The organism is Sorangium sp. So ce128 (genome assembly GCF_051525245.1).
Taxonomy (GTDB): Bacteria; Myxococcota_A; Polyangia; order Polyangiales; family Polyangiaceae; genus Sorangium; species Sorangium cellulosum_B.
On sequence record NZ_CP150313.1, the window covers coordinates 402,085 to 420,721 of the forward strand.

Annotated in this window: 13 protein-coding genes; 5 read left to right on the top strand and 8 right to left on the bottom strand. The window is 74.5% G+C overall.

The features are described from left to right. Positions 1-170 precede the first annotated feature (170 nt). Genes WME82_RS01560 through WME82_RS01570 form a run of 3 tightly spaced genes read left to right on the top strand, consistent with a single transcriptional unit; the run spans position 171 to position 3,120 of the window. The gene (locus WME82_RS01560) at positions 171-1,322 is read left to right on the top strand and encodes an alpha/beta fold hydrolase (protein WP_437743829.1); all 1,152 of its coding nucleotides are present in this window, start codon (positions 171-173) and stop codon (positions 1,320-1,322) included. Between the two features lie 42 nt (positions 1,323-1,364). Next, positions 1,365-2,585 (top strand): GNAT family N-acetyltransferase, encoded by a 1,221-nt coding sequence (locus WME82_RS01565; RefSeq protein WP_438041379.1) that lies wholly within the window; start codon positions 1,365-1,367, stop codon positions 2,583-2,585. Positions 2,586-2,598: 13 nt separating this feature from the next. Further along, the gene (locus WME82_RS01570) at positions 2,599-3,120 is read left to right on the top strand and encodes a J domain-containing protein (protein WP_438041380.1); all 522 of its coding nucleotides are present in this window, start codon (positions 2,599-2,601) and stop codon (positions 3,118-3,120) included. Between the two features lie 21 nt (positions 3,121-3,141). Here the strand turns inward: WME82_RS01570 and WME82_RS01575 are convergent, their stop codons facing one another. From WME82_RS01575 to WME82_RS01610, 8 genes are all read right to left on the bottom strand, one after another. Next, the gene (locus tag WME82_RS01575) at positions 3,142-6,462 is read right to left on the bottom strand and encodes a protein kinase domain-containing protein (protein WP_438041381.1); all 3,321 of its coding nucleotides are present in this window, start codon (positions 6,460-6,462) and stop codon (positions 3,142-3,144) included. Between the two features lie 430 nt (positions 6,463-6,892). Continuing rightward, a complete protein-coding gene (locus WME82_RS01580) occupies positions 6,893-7,597 on the bottom strand; it encodes a thioredoxin family protein (protein ID WP_438041382.1) in 705 nt (234 codons plus the stop codon). Between the two features lie 38 nt (positions 7,598-7,635). Further along, on the bottom strand, positions 7,636-8,529 hold the full coding sequence (locus WME82_RS01585) for a hypothetical protein (RefSeq protein ID WP_438041383.1): 894 nt from the start codon (positions 8,527-8,529) through the stop codon (positions 7,636-7,638). Positions 8,530-8,531: 2 nt separating this feature from the next. Then, positions 8,532-9,584, bottom strand: coding sequence for a phosphatase PAP2 family protein (locus WME82_RS01590; RefSeq protein ID WP_438041384.1), 1,053 nt, complete (start codon positions 9,582-9,584; stop codon positions 8,532-8,534). 16 nt (positions 9,585-9,600) lie between these two features. Further along, complete coding sequence (locus WME82_RS01595) at positions 9,601-9,957, bottom strand: cupin domain-containing protein (protein WP_012232951.1); 357 nt, start codon at positions 9,955-9,957, stop codon at positions 9,601-9,603. Positions 9,958-10,124: 167 nt separating this feature from the next. Beyond that, positions 10,125-11,828, bottom strand: a complete 1,704-nt coding sequence (locus WME82_RS01600; RefSeq protein ID WP_437860848.1) for a DUF4139 domain-containing protein — start codon at positions 11,826-11,828, stop codon at positions 10,125-10,127. Positions 11,829-11,847: 19 nt separating this feature from the next. Next, positions 11,848-14,079 (bottom strand): DUF4139 domain-containing protein, encoded by a 2,232-nt coding sequence (locus WME82_RS01605; protein ID WP_438041385.1) that lies wholly within the window; start codon positions 14,077-14,079, stop codon positions 11,848-11,850. 74 nt (positions 14,080-14,153) lie between these two features. Continuing rightward, positions 14,154-15,881, bottom strand: coding sequence for an Eco57I restriction-modification methylase domain-containing protein (locus WME82_RS01610; RefSeq protein ID WP_438041386.1), 1,728 nt, complete (start codon positions 15,879-15,881; stop codon positions 14,154-14,156). Positions 15,882-16,242: 361 nt separating this feature from the next. Between WME82_RS01610 and acpS the strand changes: the two genes are divergently transcribed. Both acpS and WME82_RS01620 read left to right on the top strand, forming a co-directional pair. Then, positions 16,243-16,689 (top strand): holo-ACP synthase, encoded by a 447-nt coding sequence (gene acpS, locus WME82_RS01615; RefSeq protein WP_438041387.1) that lies wholly within the window; start codon positions 16,243-16,245, stop codon positions 16,687-16,689. Further along, entirely contained in the window at positions 16,686-18,482 is a 1,797-nt protein-coding gene (locus WME82_RS01620) for an NAD(P)H-hydrate dehydratase (RefSeq protein ID WP_438041388.1), read from the top strand. Before acpS ends, WME82_RS01620 begins: the two co-directional genes overlap by 4 nt. The last annotated feature ends 155 nt before the right edge of the window (positions 18,483-18,637 follow it).

Consider the following 18,637-nt stretch of genomic DNA (forward strand, 5'->3'; position numbering starts at 1 on the left):
CGGACCGCCCACGGCGGAGCTTTTTCCACGACCGCGCGCCGGAGCGCGCCTGCTCGTGATCGCCGTCGGTGGCCGTGCGATGTTGGCGCGGCAGGGCCCCACGGCGACGGCATTGCTGGCGGACCAAACGAGGTTGCACACAGCAAAATAATCCGCAATAGACGGAAAGGATGATCCTGCATCAGGCCCAGGTCGAGCAGACGATCGACCGCGACGAGCGGGACAGGTTCATCAAGGAGCTCGTGGTGGTGCGGGTCCGCAGCACCGCGCACGAGTCCCCGCCGGCGAGCCGTGGGATCGAGGGGGCGCGCGCGCCGGGGGTGGAGGACGCGGAGCCGGTGGAGCGGGACGTGCCGCTGGCGATGATCCGCAAGCGGAGCGCGCGGCTCCGGAGCACGGTGGCGAGCGTGCTGCTGGTCCACGGGTACGGCCAGAACCGGTACATCTGGCACCTGCCGTCGCGGAGCTTCTCGAACTACCTGGCGCGCGCGGGCTTCGACGTCTTCAACCTGGACCTGCGGGGGCACGGTCGGTCGCGGCACCTCGGGGCGCGGCGGCCGGCCCACGTGACCGATTTCGTCCGCGAGGACGTGCCGGCGGCGATCGAGGAGATCCGGCGCATCTCGGGCCCGCGGCCTGTGTACCTGATCGGCCACTCGCTCGGGGGGCTCGTCGGCTACGCGACGGCGCCGACGATGGGGGACGCGGTCGGCGGGATCGTCACGCTCGGGAGCCCGTACCTGTTCACGCACGGGTCGCGGTCGCTCGCGCTGCTCGGCCGGCTGATGCTGACGGTCGACCGGCGCGTCCCGCTCGGGCAGGGGGCGCTCCCGCTGTCGGCGTGGGGCGAGCCGTTCCGGTTCGTGCGGGCGTTCGTCGAGAGCCCGATCTTTCCGCTGCCGATCCGGGGGTTCGTGCCCGGCTCGATGGAGACGCGGGTGCTCACGCAGCACATGTCGCTGGCGATGGACAGCGGCAGCATCACGGTGCTCCGGAACATGTTCCTGGACGCGGCGGCGTCGCGGAAGAGCGGCCACCACATGGGGAGCCTCTTCGGCTACGCAGAGCGCTTCGAGCAGCTCGACCTGCCGCTCCTGGTCATCGCGGGCACGCACGACGACCTCGCGCCGCCGGCGTCGGTGAAGCCTGCGTACGATTTCAGCCGCTCCTCGGACAGGACGTACCGCGAGTTCCCGCGCGGCCACCTCGACATCGTCGTCGGCCGGGACGCGCCGCTCACGGTGTGGCCGCTCATCGAGGCCTGGCTGAAGACGCGCATCCGGCGGGCGGCGGCGAGGGAGCGCGAGCAGCTGAGCGCGTAGGACGCCACGCGAGGGCGCCGGCGCGACTGCTATCGTAGGCGGATGACCATCGAGCTGCGGCAGCTGGCCCCCGAGCAGCACGGCGAGTTCGTCCATCCCATCCTCACCGCCTTCGGCGCGCTCGTGAACCCCGAGCGCCTGGAGGCGACGAAGCGGCTCCGGGAGCTCACGTATGGCCTCGGCGCGTACGACGGCGGGTCGCTCGTCGGGGCGGCCGGCTCGTTCTCGCTCACGATGACCACGCCGGGCGGCGACGTCCCGGTCGCCGGGCTCACGATGGTCGGGGTCATGCCGACGCACCGCCGCCGCGGCATCCTCACGCGCCTCGTCCGGCGGCACATCGACGAGGCGCGGGCCGCGGGGCAGCCGATCTCCTCTCTCTGGGCCACGGAGGGCTCCATTTACGGCCGCTTCGGCTACGGCCTCGCGTCGCAGGCGTGCTCCATCTCGATCGAGCGCGATCGCAGCGCGTTCCGTGGGGAGGCGAGCGCGGAGGGCCGGGCGCGGCTCCTCGGGGAAGCCGAGGCGCTCGAGGCGTTCCCGCTGGTCTGGGAGCGCGCCCGCCCGCTCGTCCCCGGGATGCTGGCGCGCTCGGAGCCGTGGTGGCAGGGCCGGCGGCTCTGCGACAACGACTTCATCCGCCAGGGGGGCGGCCCGCTCCAGCGCGTCGTGATCGAGGTCGACGGGCGCGCCGAGGCCTACGCGCTGTACTGCGTGCACCACCGGTGGGACGCGTCCACGATCCCGATCGGCTCCGTCCGCGTCATCGAGGCGATCGGCGCCTCGCCGCTCGGGACGAGGCTCGTCTGGCGGTACCTCTTCGACATCGACCTGGCGCATCGGATCGAGGCGAGCCTCCTGCCGCCCGATCATCCGCTCGGCATGCTCCTCGTCGAGCCGCGGCGGCTGCGCCTCACGGCGAGCGACGGGCTGTGGGTGCGCATCGTGGACGTCGAGGCCGCGCTCGCGGCGCGCGCCTACGGCAGCGGCGAGGCGCTCACGCTCGAGATCACCGACCGCGATTGCCCCTGGAACGCGGGCCGGTTCCAGCTCGACGGGGGCGAGCGGCGCGCGACGCGGACCACGGCGGCGCCGGACCTCCGCCTCGACGTCACGGCGCTCGGCTCGGCGTACCTCGGCGGCGTCTCGTTCCGTTGCATGGCCGACGCGGGCCAGGTCGAGGCGCTCTCCGGAGGCGCCATCGAGCGCGCGGACAGCCTGTTCCGCGCCGCGCGCGCCCCGTGGTGCCCCGAGATCTTCTGAAGGCCAGGCCCCGATGACGCTCCCGCTCCGCGGCGTCTACGCGGTGACCCCGACCCGCCGCCGCCGCTTCCTGTGGGCCGCCTGGTGGACGGCCGAGCCGGCGCGCGACCCGTTCCGCCCTCCGGACGCGAGCCAGGGCGGCGCGCGGACCGTCGAGGAGGCGCGGGCGCAGGCCGAGCGCGCGGCCGGGCGCCCGCTCGTCGAGATCGAGCCGGCGTGGGCGACGGCCTGGACGCGCATCCTGCGCGGCGAGCCCCCGTGGCCCAAGCCGCGCGCGCGGCGGGAGGCGCCCCCGCCGCCGCCACCCGGGCCGTCGAGCCGCGCGCCGTCGCGGCCGGCGTCAGCGCGCGGCGTGTCGCCGTTCGCGGTGCTCGGCCTGGCGGAGGCCGCGAGCGCGGACGAGATCCGCCAGGCGTTCCGCCGGCTCGCGCTCGTCACGCACCCCGATCGCGGCGGCGACGCCCGCGAGTTCATGCGCGTCAAGTGGGCCCACGACGAGGCGATGGCCAGGCTGGCGCGGCCCAAGCGCCGGTAGTGGTGCTGCGGGGACCTGGGGCTAAGGGTGGCTCGCCGCGGCGACCTTCCCCGCCTCGTCGAGGAGCGGCGCGTACTCGCGCGCGAGCAGCGGGTTGCCGCGGAGCGCCTCGTCGAGCAAGGCCCCGGCGCGCCGGGCCAGATCCAGGCGCGCCGCGCGCTCGCGCTCCGCCTTCGCCCTCAGGAGCAGCAGCGCGCCTTTCCTGGCGCTCGCCAGCGGGAAGCCCGGGTCGATGGCCAGCGTGCGCTCGATCAGCGCGAGGCCCGCCTCGACCTCCGAGCGCACGTCGAGGAGCCCCGGCCCGGTCAGGGCGGCGCGCTGCCGGTGGACCTCGGCCAGGGCGCCGAAGATCCTCGGATTGCCCCCGTTCGCCTCGAGGGCGCGGAGCAGCGAGCGCTCCGCGGCGTCGAGCGCCGCCGCAGGGCTCCCGCCGCGCGACGCGGCCCACCGCGCCGAGAGCAGCTCGATGTGCCCGAGCGCGAGGAGCGCCCCCGCGTGCTGCGGCCTCGCGGCCACGATGGGCTCGATCGCGCCCCTCGCGGCGCGGAGCGCGGCCGTCGGATCCCCTCCCCGGAGGAGCGCCCCGTGCGCCGCCTCGATGCGCGCGAGGCCCGCCCCCTGCTTCGCCTCGAGATCGTCCGGGTTGAGGTGCGCCGCCGCGCCGTACGCATCGATCGACCGCGCGAGCGAGACCTCCGGGCTGCCGCCGGTGAGCCGCTCGTGCCGGCCCTGGATCAGGTAGGTCAGGGCCAGGTTGTTGTAGGCGCGGTAGCTGTCCGGGCGCCGCCGCAGGGCCGCCTCGAGGCTGTCCTTGGCCACGTCGAGCGACTCCTCGGGCGACGCCCCGTGGTCGAGCTCGTACTGCGCGCGCCGCGCGTAGAGCCAGCCCTGGTTGAGGAGCGGCGGCATGTCGTTCGGCGCGATCTCGATCGCCCGCTCGGCGTACGACGCGCCGATCTCGAAGAGGGGGAGGGGATCGGCGCCGCGGGACGCGGCGTACTCGGCCATCATGCCGTAGGCGATGGCGGCGTCGTTCCACGCCCAGAAGGAGTTCGGGTCGAGGGCGAGCGACCGCTGCGCGCTGTCGACCGCGCGGCCGAGCGAGGGCCACGCGTCGAGCCCCACGGCGCTCTCGTGCGACGCGAGGAGGAAGAAGCTCGCCCCCATCGCGCCGTACGCGGTCGCGTCCGACGGGTCGCCCTGGACCGCTTGCTCGCTGGCCGCGACCGCCTCGACGAGGTCCGACCTCGGGTCCGATCCGCGCGACAGGTCGCGCCTCCCGCGGTGCACGAGCGCCCAGGCCTTCTTGGCGAGCGCGCCGCTCGCCCGCGGGCTCGCCCGGAGCGCCTTGTCGCACCGGGCGATGATCTGCGCGACGACCTCCTCCGCGTCTCCGCCGCGCTGCGCCTCGATCAGCATGATCTCGCTCAGGGCGCGCGCGGCCGCCTCGTGGACGTCGGGATCGCTCTCGGCCATCTCCGCCGCGGCCTCGTACGAGGCGACGGCGCCCCAGAACTCGACGAGCGCCGCCGCGTGCTCCCCGAGGTCGCGCGCCGCCGTGCCCTTCGCGAGCAGGATGTCGCCCTCGAGCTTCTTCGCCTCGTATTCCCAGGGCGATCGCGCGAACGCCAGCCGCGCGTCGGCGAGCGCCTCGTCGAACCGCTCCTCGTAGAGCGCGATGAGCGCCACGGCGTACGACGGCGGCTCCGCGGCCGATCTCACGCTGTCCCTCAGGTACCTGATCGCCGGCTGCTTGTGCCGCTCCTCGAGCTCGAGCTGGTGCGCGGACCGCTCCCCCTTGTCGGCGAGGCGCCGCGCCCGATCGAGCCCCTTCAGGTAGAGCATGCCGTGCACGAGGCCCGCCGCGAATTTCGCCTCGCGCGTGGCGTACCCGCTCGCGAGCGCCGCCTCGAGGTGCGCGAGCGCCTCCTCGGGCTCGTGCAGCGCGAGGTGCCCGCGCCCGAGCGCGTAGCGGCCAGGGCCCTCGACGAGATCGCCCGTCGTCTCGCGCATGCCCTGCATCTTCCGGTCGATCTCGCCCAGGCGCGCCCGGATGACCTCCTTCTCCCGCGACACCTCGTGGAGGGGGAGCGCGTAGGCGTAGCGCATGAACAGCTCCATCTCCTTGACGTCCTGACCGAAGCCCTCGGCCAGGGACGCCACGCGCGCGGCGAGCTCGGCCTGCCGCGCGGCGGCGAGCTTCGCGCGGAGGGCGACGGCGCCCGAGAGCGCGAGCACGACGAGCGCCACGGCGGCCGCCGCGACCGCGAGCCTGTGCTTCCTGGCGCGCTTCAGGGCGCGGTAGCCGATGCCCATCGGCCGCGCGTGGATCGGCTCCCCCTCGAGGTAGCGCTCGAGATCGAGCGCGAGCATCTTCGCGGAGTCGTACCGCCGCTGGGGCTCCTTCTCGAGGCACTTCATCACGATGGTCTCGAGATCGACGGGGATCCGCTTGTCGATCTTTCGCACCGGCGCCGGCAGCTCGCGCGCCACGCGGGCGATGAGGCTCGTCACCGAGGGGTCGACGAACGGCGGGCGCCCGGCGAGGACCTCGTAGAGCGTGGAGCCGAGGCAGTAGACGTCCGTGCGGCGGTCGAGCTGGCGCTGGCCCCCGGACACCTGCTCGGGCGCCATGTACGCCGGCGTCCCCTCGCCGCTCGCCGTCGCTCGGGCGTCCGCCGCGGTGTCCCTCGCGAGCCCGAAATCGAGGAGGTAGGGGCGGAAGGCGCCCTCGGCGGTCCGCTCCACCAGGATGTTCGCCGGCTTGATGTCGCGGTGGATCAGCCCGAGCCGGTGGGCGGCGTGCAGGCCGTCCGCGACGTCGGCCACGATCTTCACCCGCTGCTCGAGGGACAGCTGCTGCGCCACCCGGTGGAGCGGCTGGCCGTCGATGTACTGCATGGCGATGAACGGCTGGCCCTGCGCCTCGCCCACCTCGTACACCTTGCAGATGTTCGGATGCTCGACCCGGGCCTGGGCCCGCGCTTCCCAGATGAAGCGCTGGGCGAGCTCCGGATCGTTGCCCCGTATCAGCTTGAGCGCCACGTACCTGTGGAGTCGCGGGTCCCTGGCCTTGTAGACCGTGCCCATTCCCCCTTTCCCGATGAGCGACTCGCACTCATACCGATCCCAGTTGCGGATGGGAAACCTGCTCGGCACGCGCGACGAGGGCGGCTCGACGCACTGGAACACCGTTTCCTGCGCGGCGCCCGAGCTCCCCGGCGGGGCGGAGCGGGGCGGCCTGCTCTGGGGCGCGATCGAGACGGGGCGGGACGTGGGCTCCTCGCTCGCCGACCACGCGGCGTTCGCACTCTCCGGGCCCGCTCCTCCCATTCGGCTCATGACTCGGACCCTTTTCAACAGCGAAGGTGGAGCCCCCCAGCGCATGGCCTCGAATCGCCATCATCCCGGAGCGCCCGGCCGCGTGCCAGTGAGCGCCTCGCTTCAGGCGTGAGCTACGAGCGATATGACAAAACTGTCGCCCAACGGTAAACCTGAGTTTACGTCCATGTCAACACCCCGGACTGGGCCTATCGCCGCGAAGAGGCCAGGGTGCGATGCGCTCGACGGCGCGATGGGCGTGGGGCGGGAACAGACGGCGGGAGCGCCGGTCAGCGACGTTCAGCGCCGCGCCGACGACAGCGCCAATGAACGATCCAACGAGAGAGCAGCGAGGAGCGGACGCCGTCCGTGACGCTATTTGTGGGGCGCGCGACATGATGCCGAGGTGGGTTCAGCTGCTCCGCTGCTCATGGGCCCGCCGGCGGGCTCGTCAATACTTGACGGTGCAGCCGAACGCCTCGGTCTCTTTCGTGGAGATCGCCTTGCCGGCGGCGAGCTCGGTCAGCGCGGCATCGACGTAGTTCGTGACCTGCTCGCCCGGCTCGGGCTCACCGCCCTTCGTGCTGTCGATGGCGCCGGCGTAGACGACCGTGCCCTGCGGATCGATGACGACCATGTGCGGTGTGCGCTGGGCGCCGTACGCGCGCCCCACGTCGCCCTTCTCGTCGATGAGGACCGGGTAGCTCATCCCGAACTCGCCCTTTGCCTTCACGTTCTCTTCCTTGCCGGTGCCCTGCTTGCCTGGAGCGCCCGAGTTGATGGCGAGCCACACGACCCCCTTCTGGGCCTGCTGCGCCGGCACGTCCTTCAGGCCGCCCTGGCGGTGCGCGAGCTGCACGAACGGGCAACCGGGGTTGAACCACTCGAGGACGACCGTCTTGCCCTTGTGATCGGCCAGCTTGACGGGCTTGCCGTCGAGGTCCGGCAGCGTGAAATCGGGCGCGGGCTGGCCGATCTTGGCCTGGGCCGCCTTCACCTGGGCCGCCGGCGCGTCCGCGGCCTTCGCCTTCGGGGCGTCGGCCTTGGCGGGCTGCGGCGCGGCGGCGCCGGTGGCCGCGGGCGCGCTCGCCTCGCCGGGCTGGGTGCACGCCGCGAGGGCCGCGGCGAGGAACGTCAGGGAGATGAGCTTGTTCATACGGGGACGCTTACCACGCGTCGCGGCAGGCGCATGCGTCACGGGAACTCCGGCCAGTGATCGCCGGTCGCCCACCGGTATCGAAGGCCGAGCTGGCCGAGATCCGCGCCCAGCAGGCCGAGGCGATCGGGCGTCGCGGCCACCACCATCACCGTCCCCACCGCGTCCAGGTGGTGCGTCAACGACACGGCCAGCACGGGGCCGAGCCGCACGACGACGCTGTCGCGGCCAGGGTTGCCGAGCACCTCGGCGGCGGCGCCCAGGCGGAGCTCGCCGAACCGGTCCATCTCCGCCATGTAGCCGAGCCGGGCCCGGTAGAGGTACGGCGGCTTCATCACCGCGTGGAGCGCCTCCTCGTAAAGGTAGAATCCCTCCGGCGTCCCCAGCACCGCATAACCGGTCGCGACGCCGAACAGGCTGCCTCCGAGCAAGGGTATCGAGCCCGACACCTCGATCTCCGCCGCGACGTACCGCGACGGGGGGCCCTGCATGAGCTCGGTGTCCCTGCGCGTGTACGACGCCCGAGGCTCGAGGAAGTACTGGGTCGTCGAGAAGGCGTACCGCGCGCCGCCGCGGATCTCCACGCTGGGCAGCGCGGCGCGGAGGCCCAGGTACTCCGCGCCGCCGTTCGGCGAACCGCTCGCATAGCCCTCGATCCCGAGCCAGGACCAGTGGGGCTTGCCCACGCCGAGCGCGAGGCTCGGCCTGAAATAGATCACGCCGAGATCCATCAGGGCGGAGAGGAACGGGCGCGCGGCGGCGCTCCGCGCCCAGTAAGAGCGCTTCTGCAGGAGGTCGATGCCCGAGGGCACCGGCGGCGGCTCGCCGGCGGGCGACGGCAGGTCGGCCGGATCCTGGGCGCCGGCCCCGGCGGGCAGCAGGGTGAGCGCGGCGAGCGTCGCGGCGGCGGCCAGCGCGCGGCGGGGCGTCATCGCTAGAACCTGCCCACCAGGTACCCGCCGAGCGGCGCGGGCGCGAAGCTGAGCGTGACGCCGTCCGCGCGCGGCGCGTCCGAGGCGGGGGCGCCGCCGCGGTAGTGCAGGAGCCACGGGAGCCCGAGGCCGGTCAGGGCGCCGACCGCCGCGCCCGTGAGCGCGTCGGTCGCGAAGTGCTGGTCGGAGACGACCCGGAGCGTCGCCACGGCCGCCGCCGTCCCGAGCGACGCGGCGCACGCGAGCGCGTCGGGGGCGCCGCCGCCGTACAGGGGCAGGCGCGCGTGGTGCGAGCACACGAGCCCCGCCGCCGTGAAGGCGGTCGAGCTGTGGCCGCTGAAGAAGCTCCTGTACCGCTTGCTCCCGCGGCAGTCGCGGTCCTGCTGCTCCTCCGGCCCGGCGCACCCGGCGCGGTAGGGGCGCTCGCGGCTCGTGAGCCCCGCGACGACGCCGTTCAGGGCCGCGTTCAGCGCGAGCGCCTCGACGTCGATCATCGCGATCTCCCAGGCGACGCTGCCGCGGCCGTGCCCCCACCAGGTCACGAGCAGGGCGTCCACCGCGAGGTGGTTGGTCATCAGCGTGAGCAGGAGATCGCTCGCGTCCCGCGCCATCTCGCGCTGGCGATCGCTGCGGATGCGCATGGCGTCGCGCGCCGAGACGTCGAAGCCGTTCACGGTCGTCCACCGGCCCTCCGACGGCGGGATGGCGAGCGTGCCAAACGCGGTCGCGGCCAGGAGCCCCGTGGCCACATACTCGCTCACGCGGAAGCGCGGCCAGGCCGGATCCCACGCGACCTCGGGCCGCGCGCGAGAGAGAGCCTCCGGCGCGGCCCGGCGCGGCGCGCTCGGCAGCACCGCTCCGGAACGGAGGGCGGTGGTCTCGCCGGCTCCCCGTGTCGCCGCGCCGGACGGCGCTGCGAGCGGCTCGGCTTGCGCCGCAGCAGGCGGCTCGGCTCGCGCCGCAGCAGGCGGCTCGGCTCGCGCCGCTGCAGCGCCGAGCAGCGCCGTCACGGCGAGCGCGCTGGAGGCGAACCGGAGGGGCGCGGCGCACCTCAAGGAGCGGACCGCGCGATCAGAAATCGGGGTGGCCGATGACGAGGAACTCGAGCGGCCCGGCGCCCGTGTTGCGCAGCCCGTGGTGTACGTTCGTCTCGACGTGCATCATCTGGCCGGGGCCGAGGGGCACCTCGCGGTCGCCGACGATGCCGAGCGCCTGACCGGCCAGGATGTAGATGGTCTCGGTGGTCTCCGTGTGGAGCTCGCGCGAGATCTCACAGCCGGGGCCCATCGTGCCCCTGTAGAAGCCGAAGGCGTTCCCGCGGTCTCTTCCCAGCAGCTGCGCCATGAAGACGCCTCGGTTGGGCAAATACTCCATCACGTCTTCGTCGGCTGCGGTCAGCACCACGGCCCCGTCGATCTGCTGCCTCATGGCGATCCTCCTCCTTCACGAGTGAAGCCGCTGGGAGATCGATCCGTTACAGAAGCGCACTGCGTCCTGTCAACGGCGCTCCGCGCGAACCGTGCGACGGCGGCCGTCGGCGTCTCGGCTTCCCTGCTTCTCTCCTTCCCCGTTCCCGCTCTCTGCGTTTCCTGGCTTCAAAAAGGCAACACCACGCTCGCTGCGGCGCGGAGCTCGTAGCTGAACGACATCGTCTTCAACCCCTTCGGAGGGAGCTCGACGTGGCCACGGAGGAATCCGTCCTTCTCGTCCAGCGTCCAGCCGGGGGCCTCGCCGAGCGCGACCTCGACCTCGGCCACCTCGCTGACAGGGATCCGCTCGGTGACCAGCACCCGCTTCACGCTGCTGGAGAGGTTGGACACGGAGAGCTTCACACGCCGGCGGATCTTGCGGCTCCCCGTGATCGCGGCGGTGTCCTGCTCCTCGTCGACGGTGCGCCGCACGCGCACGGCGTCGTCCACGCCGAAGCCGAGCTCGAACGGCTCGCCGGCGCCCACGAAATCGAGCCGGGCGCGGCCGATGAGGCTGCCGCCCCGCGCGACGCGCACCGGGCCTGCCAGCAGCGGGCGCGGCCGCCCGCCGGCGCCGCCGCCGTCCAGCGTCACCGTGGCGCGCAGGTGGGCCGCGGGGTGGACCTCGGGGTACAGCACCAGCGCGAGCTCGGTGGGGAGCGAGCGCCGCGCGATCTCGATGCGCGTCGGGCGGCCGTCCGAGGGGAGGGTCACCGGCTCCGCCGCCTCGAAGATCAGCGGCTCGCCGCCATCGTCCACCCCCGGCATCTCGTCGACCGCCCGCGCCCCGCGGTCGAGCCCGGCCGCGGCGATCGCCTGGTCGCGCGCCTCGACGATCACGCGGCGGCGCTCGATCTCCGTCTTGCGCCGCGCGCGGAGCACGTCGTCCTCGAGCAGCGGCGCCTCGGCGCTCCTCGACGGCCGCGCGGTCGAGAAGCGCGCGGTGACGTTCTCCCAGACCTCGCCCGTCGCCTGCCATGCCGCCGCCCAGGTGGTGAGCTCGATCGAGCCGCCAGGCGCCTGCGCTGCCGCGCCGCCCGCGCTCGTGACCGCGGCGCCGGCGGCGAGCCGCGCCAGGTGCTCGGGGCGCCAGATCGCGCACGCGACGCGGTACGTCAGCTCGATGTCGACGGGCTGGGGCGCGGGGGCGTGCACCTCGACCTCGATCACCGCTTCATAGCGCGGTTGCTCGACGGACCCCTCCCGCAGCCGCGCCCCGGCGCGCCGGGCGTCCTCCTCGGCGCGCGCCCGCGCCGCGCGCGCGTCCGCCGACGCGCCGAGCGCCTCGGCGAGCGCCGCGTGCAGCGCCTCGGCGCCGCCGCGCCACGAGGCGAGGCGCGCGGGCTCGCCGGCGTCCTTCGGGACCTCGCTCATCGCCCGCGCCCACTTCGCGAGCAGCTGGTCGAGGTGGGCCTCGCGCCGCGACGCCCGGTCCCGCGCGCGCTCCGCGGCGCCGGCCCGCAGCGACGCCTCGCGCTCCTCGCGCTCCAGCGCGTCGATCGCCTCGCGACCGAGCGCCGCCTCCCTGTGCGCCCTCCATCGTACGCGCGCCGCCGTCACCCGGACCGCATCCGCGCCCGCGACGCGCGCCTGCACGGTGCGCTCGTCGACGAACACCGAGACGCCGCCGATCGCGATCCACTGCGCCCCGGCCTGGACCTCGACGCGCGCCGCGCGCACGACCTCGGCGCGATCCTCGAACAGCGTCACCGCGCGCGCCGCGCTCGGGTGCGGCGCGCGGGCGCCTTCGTGGCCGCCGCTCTCGTCGCTCGCTCCGCCTCCGCTGGCGCTCCGCCCAGCCCGGTCCGAACCGCTCGCATCCGTTGCCATGGTGCGCTCGTTTCCTTTGTTATTCCCGACGGTTACCGCCGACGATCTCGTTCTTGGACGAGAACACCACGCGGTAGGTGAAGGCGACGGAGGCCTTGCCGCCTGGCGCGATCGGGACGCGCCAGCGCAGCCCGCCGCGCACCGGCTCGCCGAGCTCCTCCTGGGTGTACGGCTCGGCCTTCGGCTGCGACGAGAGGAGCTTGATCTCGACGTCCTTGTCGTCCGTCACCGGGATGCGGTCGAGGACCTCGACCTCGACGCCCATCCCGAGCGACGAGGAGAGGTCGATGACGACCGCGTGCTCGACGGCGAGCGAGCCGCCGAGCAGGCCGGCGCTCGACTCGTCCACGCGCGCGTTCCTGGCGACCCGGATCCGCTCCTCGACGCCGAGGCCGGCGCGGAGGAGGCCGCCCCGGTCCACGCGGCCGAGCGCGGACTGCGCCGCGAGGGCGCCGTCGACGAAGATGTCGACAGGCCCCGCGAGCAGCGGGGCGTCGAACGGGTTCTCGACGCGCGCCTCGCGGTAGACCTCGGCGGCCTCGCGGGGCGCGGTCACGAACCGGGGCGCGGCGGGGGCGCGCGCGGCGCCCAGCGCGACGCGGTGGAGCCTGCCGTTCGACGGCACGTCGGCGGCGCTCTCGCCGACGTAGAAGTGGTCGAATTGCCCGCGCGAGTCGCGCGGATCCACGGCCCGGGGCGGGGCGCCGAGGTCCGCGATGTCCTGCTCCGCCCGACGCGCGTCGCGCCGCGAGGGCCCGGGCTCGTCGCGCGCGAGCCGGCCGCGCTGTTTGCCCGCGCCGGGGAGGTGCAGCGCGTCGAAGTCGAGCCACTCCTCGACCTGCGCGGGCTCGAGCGCCGGGGCGGCCCCGGCGCCCTCCAGCGCCTGCTCGGGAGCGAGCCATTCCTCCTCGAGGCTGGCCGCGGCCTCGACGCTCGCCGCGGAGCCCAGGGCGCTCCGGGGGACCGGGGGCGCGCTCGCCTGGGGAGCCGGCGGCGGGGGCGGCGCCCCGTGGCCGCCGCCGAACGACGGGAGCGACAGCCCGCGCGACTTGCGCGCCGGCGCGGCGAGCGGCATCGGCGGGGCGAACGCCATCGGCGCGGCGGCCTGCATCGGGGGCGGCGGGGCGGCCGGGCCGGATGGCGCAGGCGGCGCTGGCCTCTTCATCGCCGCGAAGGGCTCCGGGCTGGCCCGGTTCCGCGTGGCCTCGTCGCCGTCACGCGCGGGCGGGAGCTTTCCTGGTGCGGCGGTGGTCCGCGCGGCCGGCTCGGGGAGGGCGGCGACGAAGCGGTCGAACCCGTCGAACATGGCGTCGAGCCCCTCCGGCGCGGGGCGGTAGCCGCGGCGCGGGGGGCGCTGCGCGCGGCTGAGCCGCAGCGAGGCGAGCTCCGGCAGCCGCGTGTCCTGCACGAGATCGGCGGTGGCGAGCGCGAGGCGCACGTCCTTCCAGTCCTCGCCGGAGGCCTGCGCGACGAGGGCGTCGAGCTGCAAGGCGACCTCGGTCGCGCCGCGCGAGAACCGCGCCGCGTAGGCGGGCCACCAGCGCGCGGCGAACACGGCGTACTCGAGCCGGAGCGCCGGCTCCCCGGCCGCGCCGCCGCGCTCCGGCGCGAGCCGCACGGCGACGTCGAGGCGCGCCGGGTCGCGCTCCTCGACCTCGCCGCTCGTGGCCTGGGCGGCGTCGAGCTGGGCGGCCAGGAGCTCCTTCCGGGCGCGCTCGAGCTCCGCGTCGAGCGCGGCGGCGCGGGCGTCGAGCGCGGCGAGCTCGTCCGAGAGCAGGCCGCTCACCGCGAGCGCGTCGCGGATGCGGGCCGCCGGGTCGCCCGGCCGGAAGCGCCGCGCGAGCTCCGGATCGAGCGAGACGGCGCCGAGCTGGTCGCGCCAGAGGCGGAGGTGCTCGCGCTCCGCCGACAGGCGCGCGATCGCGAGCTCGAGCTCGCGGAGCTCGGCGGAGAGCGCCGTCCTCGAGACGGGCGCCGGGGGCACGACGAGCCGCGCGCGCACGCCGATCACGTCGCGCACGTCGCGCGCGGGCCCGGAGGCCGCCGCCGCGCCCGCCGGGGCGCCTGCGGCGTCGATGAGCGCGCGGAAGCTCCCCGGCTCGGCGAGCGGCGTGATCCCCGGCACCGAGATCTCGACCGCCCCCCGGGGGAGCGGCGCCGCGAGCTCGACGCGGCGGGTGACGATCGCCCCGCGCGCGTACACGACGACCCCCTCGATACGGCTAGCGCACTCGATCTTCTCGGCCGTCATCGCTCGTCCCCTCGCCCGCGAACGCCCCGTGAGAGCGCGACGGTACCACGCCGCGCGCGGGCCCGGATAGCGGGCTATCTCCTCGTGTCGAGGAAGCCGAACCCGGGCAGCGCGTCGATGCCGTAGGCGCGCAGCGCGAGCTCGTCGAGCCTGTCGAAGTCGCGCCGCCGGAAGGAGCTGCGGAGATCGCTCATCAGATCCTCCGCGACGCTCTCCGGCGGGGGCAGGCGGATCCGCCGCAGGTACTGGGCCTGGAAGCGCAGGTAGCCTCCGCGCATCTTGACCGCATAGGACCACACGAAGAAGAGGGCGACTTTGGAGGCGAGCAGCCCGCCGAGGGCCTCCATGTCCCAGCCCTCCGAGGTGATGAAATAGAGATTGTGGTGCGGATAGAACCTGCCCTCGTCATAGACCACCTCGTTGGAGCCCGCGATGTCGGGGACGAGCAGCTTGGGGGCGGTGGTCAGCGCCGGAACCACGCGATCGATGGTGCGGAACCAGCCTGCGCCGCCCCGCCGCGCGATGTAGCGCCTCCTGATCTCGGCCTCGTGCGCGTGCAGGTACCCGGAGAGCCTGGGGTACTCCTTAAGATGGACCACCTTGCCGTCGGATCCGAAGGGATTGATGACGAACCGCCTGGCGTCGCGGATGCGGCCGTCCTCGATATCGTGTCGCATGACGAGCGGCACGAGGCGATCGCGCTCGATATCCACCTCTTCGCCGACGATGTAGATCCTGTCGTTCCCGGTGGCGACGCCGATGCCGACGCGCGTCCCGCCGACCTCCTCGATCGGCGCGAACCGCGCCTCGAGCGCGCGCAGGGCCTCGAGGTGCTCTGGCGAGCCGAGCACCCACGGGTCGTCGCCCTCGAACCAGGAAGCGTACTCCGACACGGCGACGCCGGAGCCGCGCTCCGCGGCGCCCGCCTCCGCGCGTTCCTCCGCGCGCCCCTCCGCGTGTCGAAGAGCGGCGGACGCGGCCTCGCACTCCTCCGGCGAGGCGGTGCGCAGCGTCGCGACAGGGACGCTCCCCGTCTTGCCGGGCGACACGGCGAATATCGACGGGTAGGCGACGACCTCGGACTCGAAGGGAGACGCGCCGCGCAGATCGACGTAGCACCGCACCCGGAACCACCTCGACAGCAGCCGGCGGAGCGGCGCGCCGTACCGGTTGAGGGTCCACCGGTCGGCGCAGATGAAGGAGAGGATCCCGCCGGGCGCGAGGAGCTCGAGGCCGCGCTCGATGAACGCCACGTAGAGATCGGCGCGGTCGTAGAGCGACCTGTACCGGTGTCGATACTCCTCCTGGAGCTCGGGCGAGAGCTGTTCGATCCTGACATAGGGCGGGTTGCCGACCACCGCGTCGAACCGGCGTCCCTGGCTGGTGAGCAGGAAGTCGCCGTGGGCGATCCAGGCCTCGGAGAGGCGCGTCGCGTCGCCCTGCGGCAGCCCGAGCCGCGCGAGGGCGCCGGCGACCGCGAGGCGCGCGTGGTCGACGTGAGCTCGCTCGACGTCGTACGACCGGATCGCGGGCTCGATCTCGAGGAGGTCGCGATCGTGGCGGCGCGCCGACTGGATCAGCCGCTCGGCGGCGGGGACCAGGAACGCGCCATGGCCGCAGGCTGGCTCGAGCAGCGACAGCGACGCGAGATCCCGGTCCGCGGTGTAGCCCGCGAGATCGAGGATGAGATTCACGACGTGGGGTTTCGTCAGCACCACGCCGTGGGCCTCGCCCGACGAGCGCTCGCCGTAATCGTAGGCGCTCTGCGGGAGCATGACCGTCAGATCGAGGGCTGTCTGCATTGGCGCCGCGAGCATGGTAGCCGCGATCGGCGCGCGCGGGCGACGCTCCACGGCCGCGCTCGCCGCGCGGTCGCGGCGCCCGAGGCCGCGGCCGGCCGCCGCGCGCCGGGCCTCTTCCCCGCTCGCGTGCCGCCGTCGAGGCGCTTTCTGCGTCTGCTTCTGCGTCTGCTTCCGCTTCCGCGCTCGGGGCGAGGCGCGGATCGCGTTTCAGGAGGCGTCGCCATCGAATAGGGTAGAGTCGCCGCATGACCTTCCCCGTGTCTGTCCGTCCCGCCAATCGCATCGCGGCGAGCGTCGCCTGCGGAGGCGCCGTGCAACCGCCGGACGCCGGCGCGGACGCTCGGTCGAGCGAGGGGGGCGCGTGATCCTCGGCATCGGCATCGACGTCTGCGGCATCAAACGCATGGAGGAGGCGCTCGCGCGGTGGGGGGAGCGGTTCTGGGAGCGGGTGCTGTCCGAGCCGGAGCGCCGCTCGCTCGCGCACCGCGTGGACCGGGCGACGGCGCTCGCGGGCCGCTTCGCCGCGAAGGAGGCCGTGGTGAAGGCGATGGCCGGCGCGCCGGGCGTCAGCTGGCACCACCTGGAGGTGCGCGGCGCGCCGCGCATGCCGCCGACGATGGCGCTCCACGGCCCGGCGCGCGCGCTCGCCGAGCGCATGGGCGTCCAGCGGGTCCACCTGTCGATCACGCATGATGCAGGCGTGGCGGCGGCGGTGGCTATCCTGGAAGGGGAGAGCCGATCCCCGACCGAAGCGGACGAGGACGGCGAGAGCCGATCCAGCCTGGACGAAGGGAAAGAGCGCTCGTGATTCCGGTCCTATCGCGCGCGCAGATGCGCGCCTTCGACAAACACGCGATCCACCAGTGCCACGTCCCCGGCGTGGTCCTCATGGAGAACGCCGGCCGCGGCGCCGCCGACGTGATCTCGGCGATCATCGAGGGGCGCAACGCCGGGCAGCACGGCGACGCCGCGCACCGCGCGCCGCACCCGCTCGCGTCCGGCCTTTCGCCCGCGCGGGCGTTCTGGCCGGCGACGTTGCCCTCCGGGGCGGGTCTCCGGGGCCGCCCCGGGAGCGTCCCGCCGCCGCCGAACGGCCGCCGCGACGCCGAGGAGGCCCGCGCCGCGCGCATCCGATCGTTCCCGGTGCGGCACGTCCCGAGCCCGGGGCAGCCCGCGACGTACCCCCTCCACGCCCGCGTCGTCGTCGTCTGCGGGGCCGGCAACAACGGCGGCGACGGCTTCGTCGTGGCGCGCCACCTCCTCGCCCGCGGCGCGGAGGTCCAGGTCTTCCTGGCCGCCCGGTCCGAGAAGGTCACCGGCGATAGCCGCATCAACCACGACGCGTACGTGGATCTCGGCGGCGCGCTGACCGAGCTCCCCCCGGGCGCGTCCCTCGCCCCGCTCGAGGTCGCGCTCGCGGGGGCCGACCTCCTCGTCGACGCGATCTTTGGCACGGGCCTCGACCGCCCCATCGAGGGCCACCTCGCCGACGTCATCGGCGTCCTCAACACGGCGACCTGCCTCTGCATCGCGCTCGACGTGCCCTCGGGCCTCGACGCCGACAGCGGCGCGCCGCTCGGCGCCGCGGTGCAGGCCGACGAGACGGTCACCTTCGGCCACCTCAAGATCGGCCTGCTCACGCCCGAGGGCGCGCGGCTCGCGGGCAACGTGCACGTCGTCGATCTCGGGGTCCCGGACCGGCCGATCCTCGCCCAGGTGGGCCACGTCGCGGAGGTCCTCCGCAAGGAGACGATCGGCTCGTCGCTGCGCCCGCGCGAGGCGAGCGTCTACAAGCACCAGGCGGGCAACGTGCTCGTCATCGCCGGCTCGTCGGGCAAGCTCGGCGCCGCGCTGCTGACCGCGCGCGCGGCGATGCGGACGGGCGCGGGCCTCGTGACGATCTGCACCTGGGCCGACACCGCGCGCGCGATGGAGTCGCGCGTCGTGGAGCTGATGACGACCTCGATCGATCCGGCCCGCATCGCGGCGTCGCTCGACGGCGCGCTCGCCGGGCGGCGGGCGGTCGCCATCGGCCCGGGCCTCGGCCTCGACGAGCGGGCGCGGGCCGCGGTGGATCACGTCGTGCTCGGCTGGGACGGCCTGAAGGTCGTCGACGCGGACGCCCTGACGCACTTCGTGGGCCGCCCGGAGGCGCTCGCGACCGCGCGCGGGAGCCTCATCATGACGCCGCACTCCGGCGAGCTCGGCCGGCTCCTGGGCCGGAGCGCTCGGGCCGTCGAGGAGGACCGCTTCGGCGCCGTGCGCGAGGCCGTGGCGCTCACCCGGGCGATCGTCGTGCTCAAGGGGGCGCGCACGATCATCGCGCTCCCGGACGGCCGCATGTTCATCTGCATGGCGGGCAACCCCGCGCTCGCCACCGCCGGCTCGGGCGACGTCCTGACCGGGATGATCGCGGCCCTGCTGTGCTCGATGGATCCCACCGCCGCGGCGAGCGCCGGGGTGCTGATCCACGCGCTCGCCGGCGATGTGTGGCGCGCGCAGACGGGCAGCGATCGGGGGCTGCTCGCGGGCGAGATCGCCGAGCTGGTCCCGGGCCTGATCGCCGCGCTGGCCGCCGGGAGCGACCCGCTCTCGACGTGACGCGAGCGCCTGCTCCGCCGGACGCCTCGCCCGGCGCCCGCTCTGCTGGACGCCTCGCCCGGCGCTCGCGCGGGTGGGGCCGCCGGGCCGGGCGCGCCGCGGGGCGGCTCGCCACCCTGGCGCGCCCGTTCTCCCTGCTGTCGATTTGACACGCG

Excerpts from the sequence above, each read along its gene's own strand:
- WME82_RS01560 (WP_437743829.1), top strand. The coding sequence starts at position 171 with ATGATCCTGCATCAGGCCCAGGTCGAGCAGACGATCGACCGCGACGAG.
- WME82_RS01585 (WP_438041383.1), bottom strand. The coding sequence starts at position 8,529 with ATGACGCCCCGCCGCGCGCTGGCCGCCGCCGCGACGCTCGCCGCGCTC.
- WME82_RS01610 (WP_438041386.1), bottom strand. The coding sequence starts at position 15,881 with ATGCAGACAGCCCTCGATCTGACGGTCATGCTCCCGCAGAGCGCCTAC.
- WME82_RS01600 (WP_437860848.1), bottom strand. The coding sequence starts at position 11,828 with ATGGCAACGGATGCGAGCGGTTCGGACCGGGCTGGGCGGAGCGCCAGC.
- WME82_RS01570 (WP_438041380.1), top strand. The coding sequence starts at position 2,599 with ATGACGCTCCCGCTCCGCGGCGTCTACGCGGTGACCCCGACCCGCCGC.
- WME82_RS01605 (WP_438041385.1), bottom strand. The coding sequence starts at position 14,079 with ATGACGGCCGAGAAGATCGAGTGCGCTAGCCGTATCGAGGGGGTCGTC.
- WME82_RS01565 (WP_438041379.1), top strand. The coding sequence starts at position 1,365 with ATGACCATCGAGCTGCGGCAGCTGGCCCCCGAGCAGCACGGCGAGTTC.
- WME82_RS01575 (WP_438041381.1), bottom strand. The coding sequence starts at position 6,462 with ATGAGCCGAATGGGAGGAGCGGGCCCGGAGAGTGCGAACGCCGCGTGG.
- WME82_RS01580 (WP_438041382.1), bottom strand. The coding sequence starts at position 7,597 with ATGAACAAGCTCATCTCCCTGACGTTCCTCGCCGCGGCCCTCGCGGCG.
- WME82_RS01595 (WP_012232951.1), bottom strand. The coding sequence starts at position 9,957 with ATGAGGCAGCAGATCGACGGGGCCGTGGTGCTGACCGCAGCCGACGAA.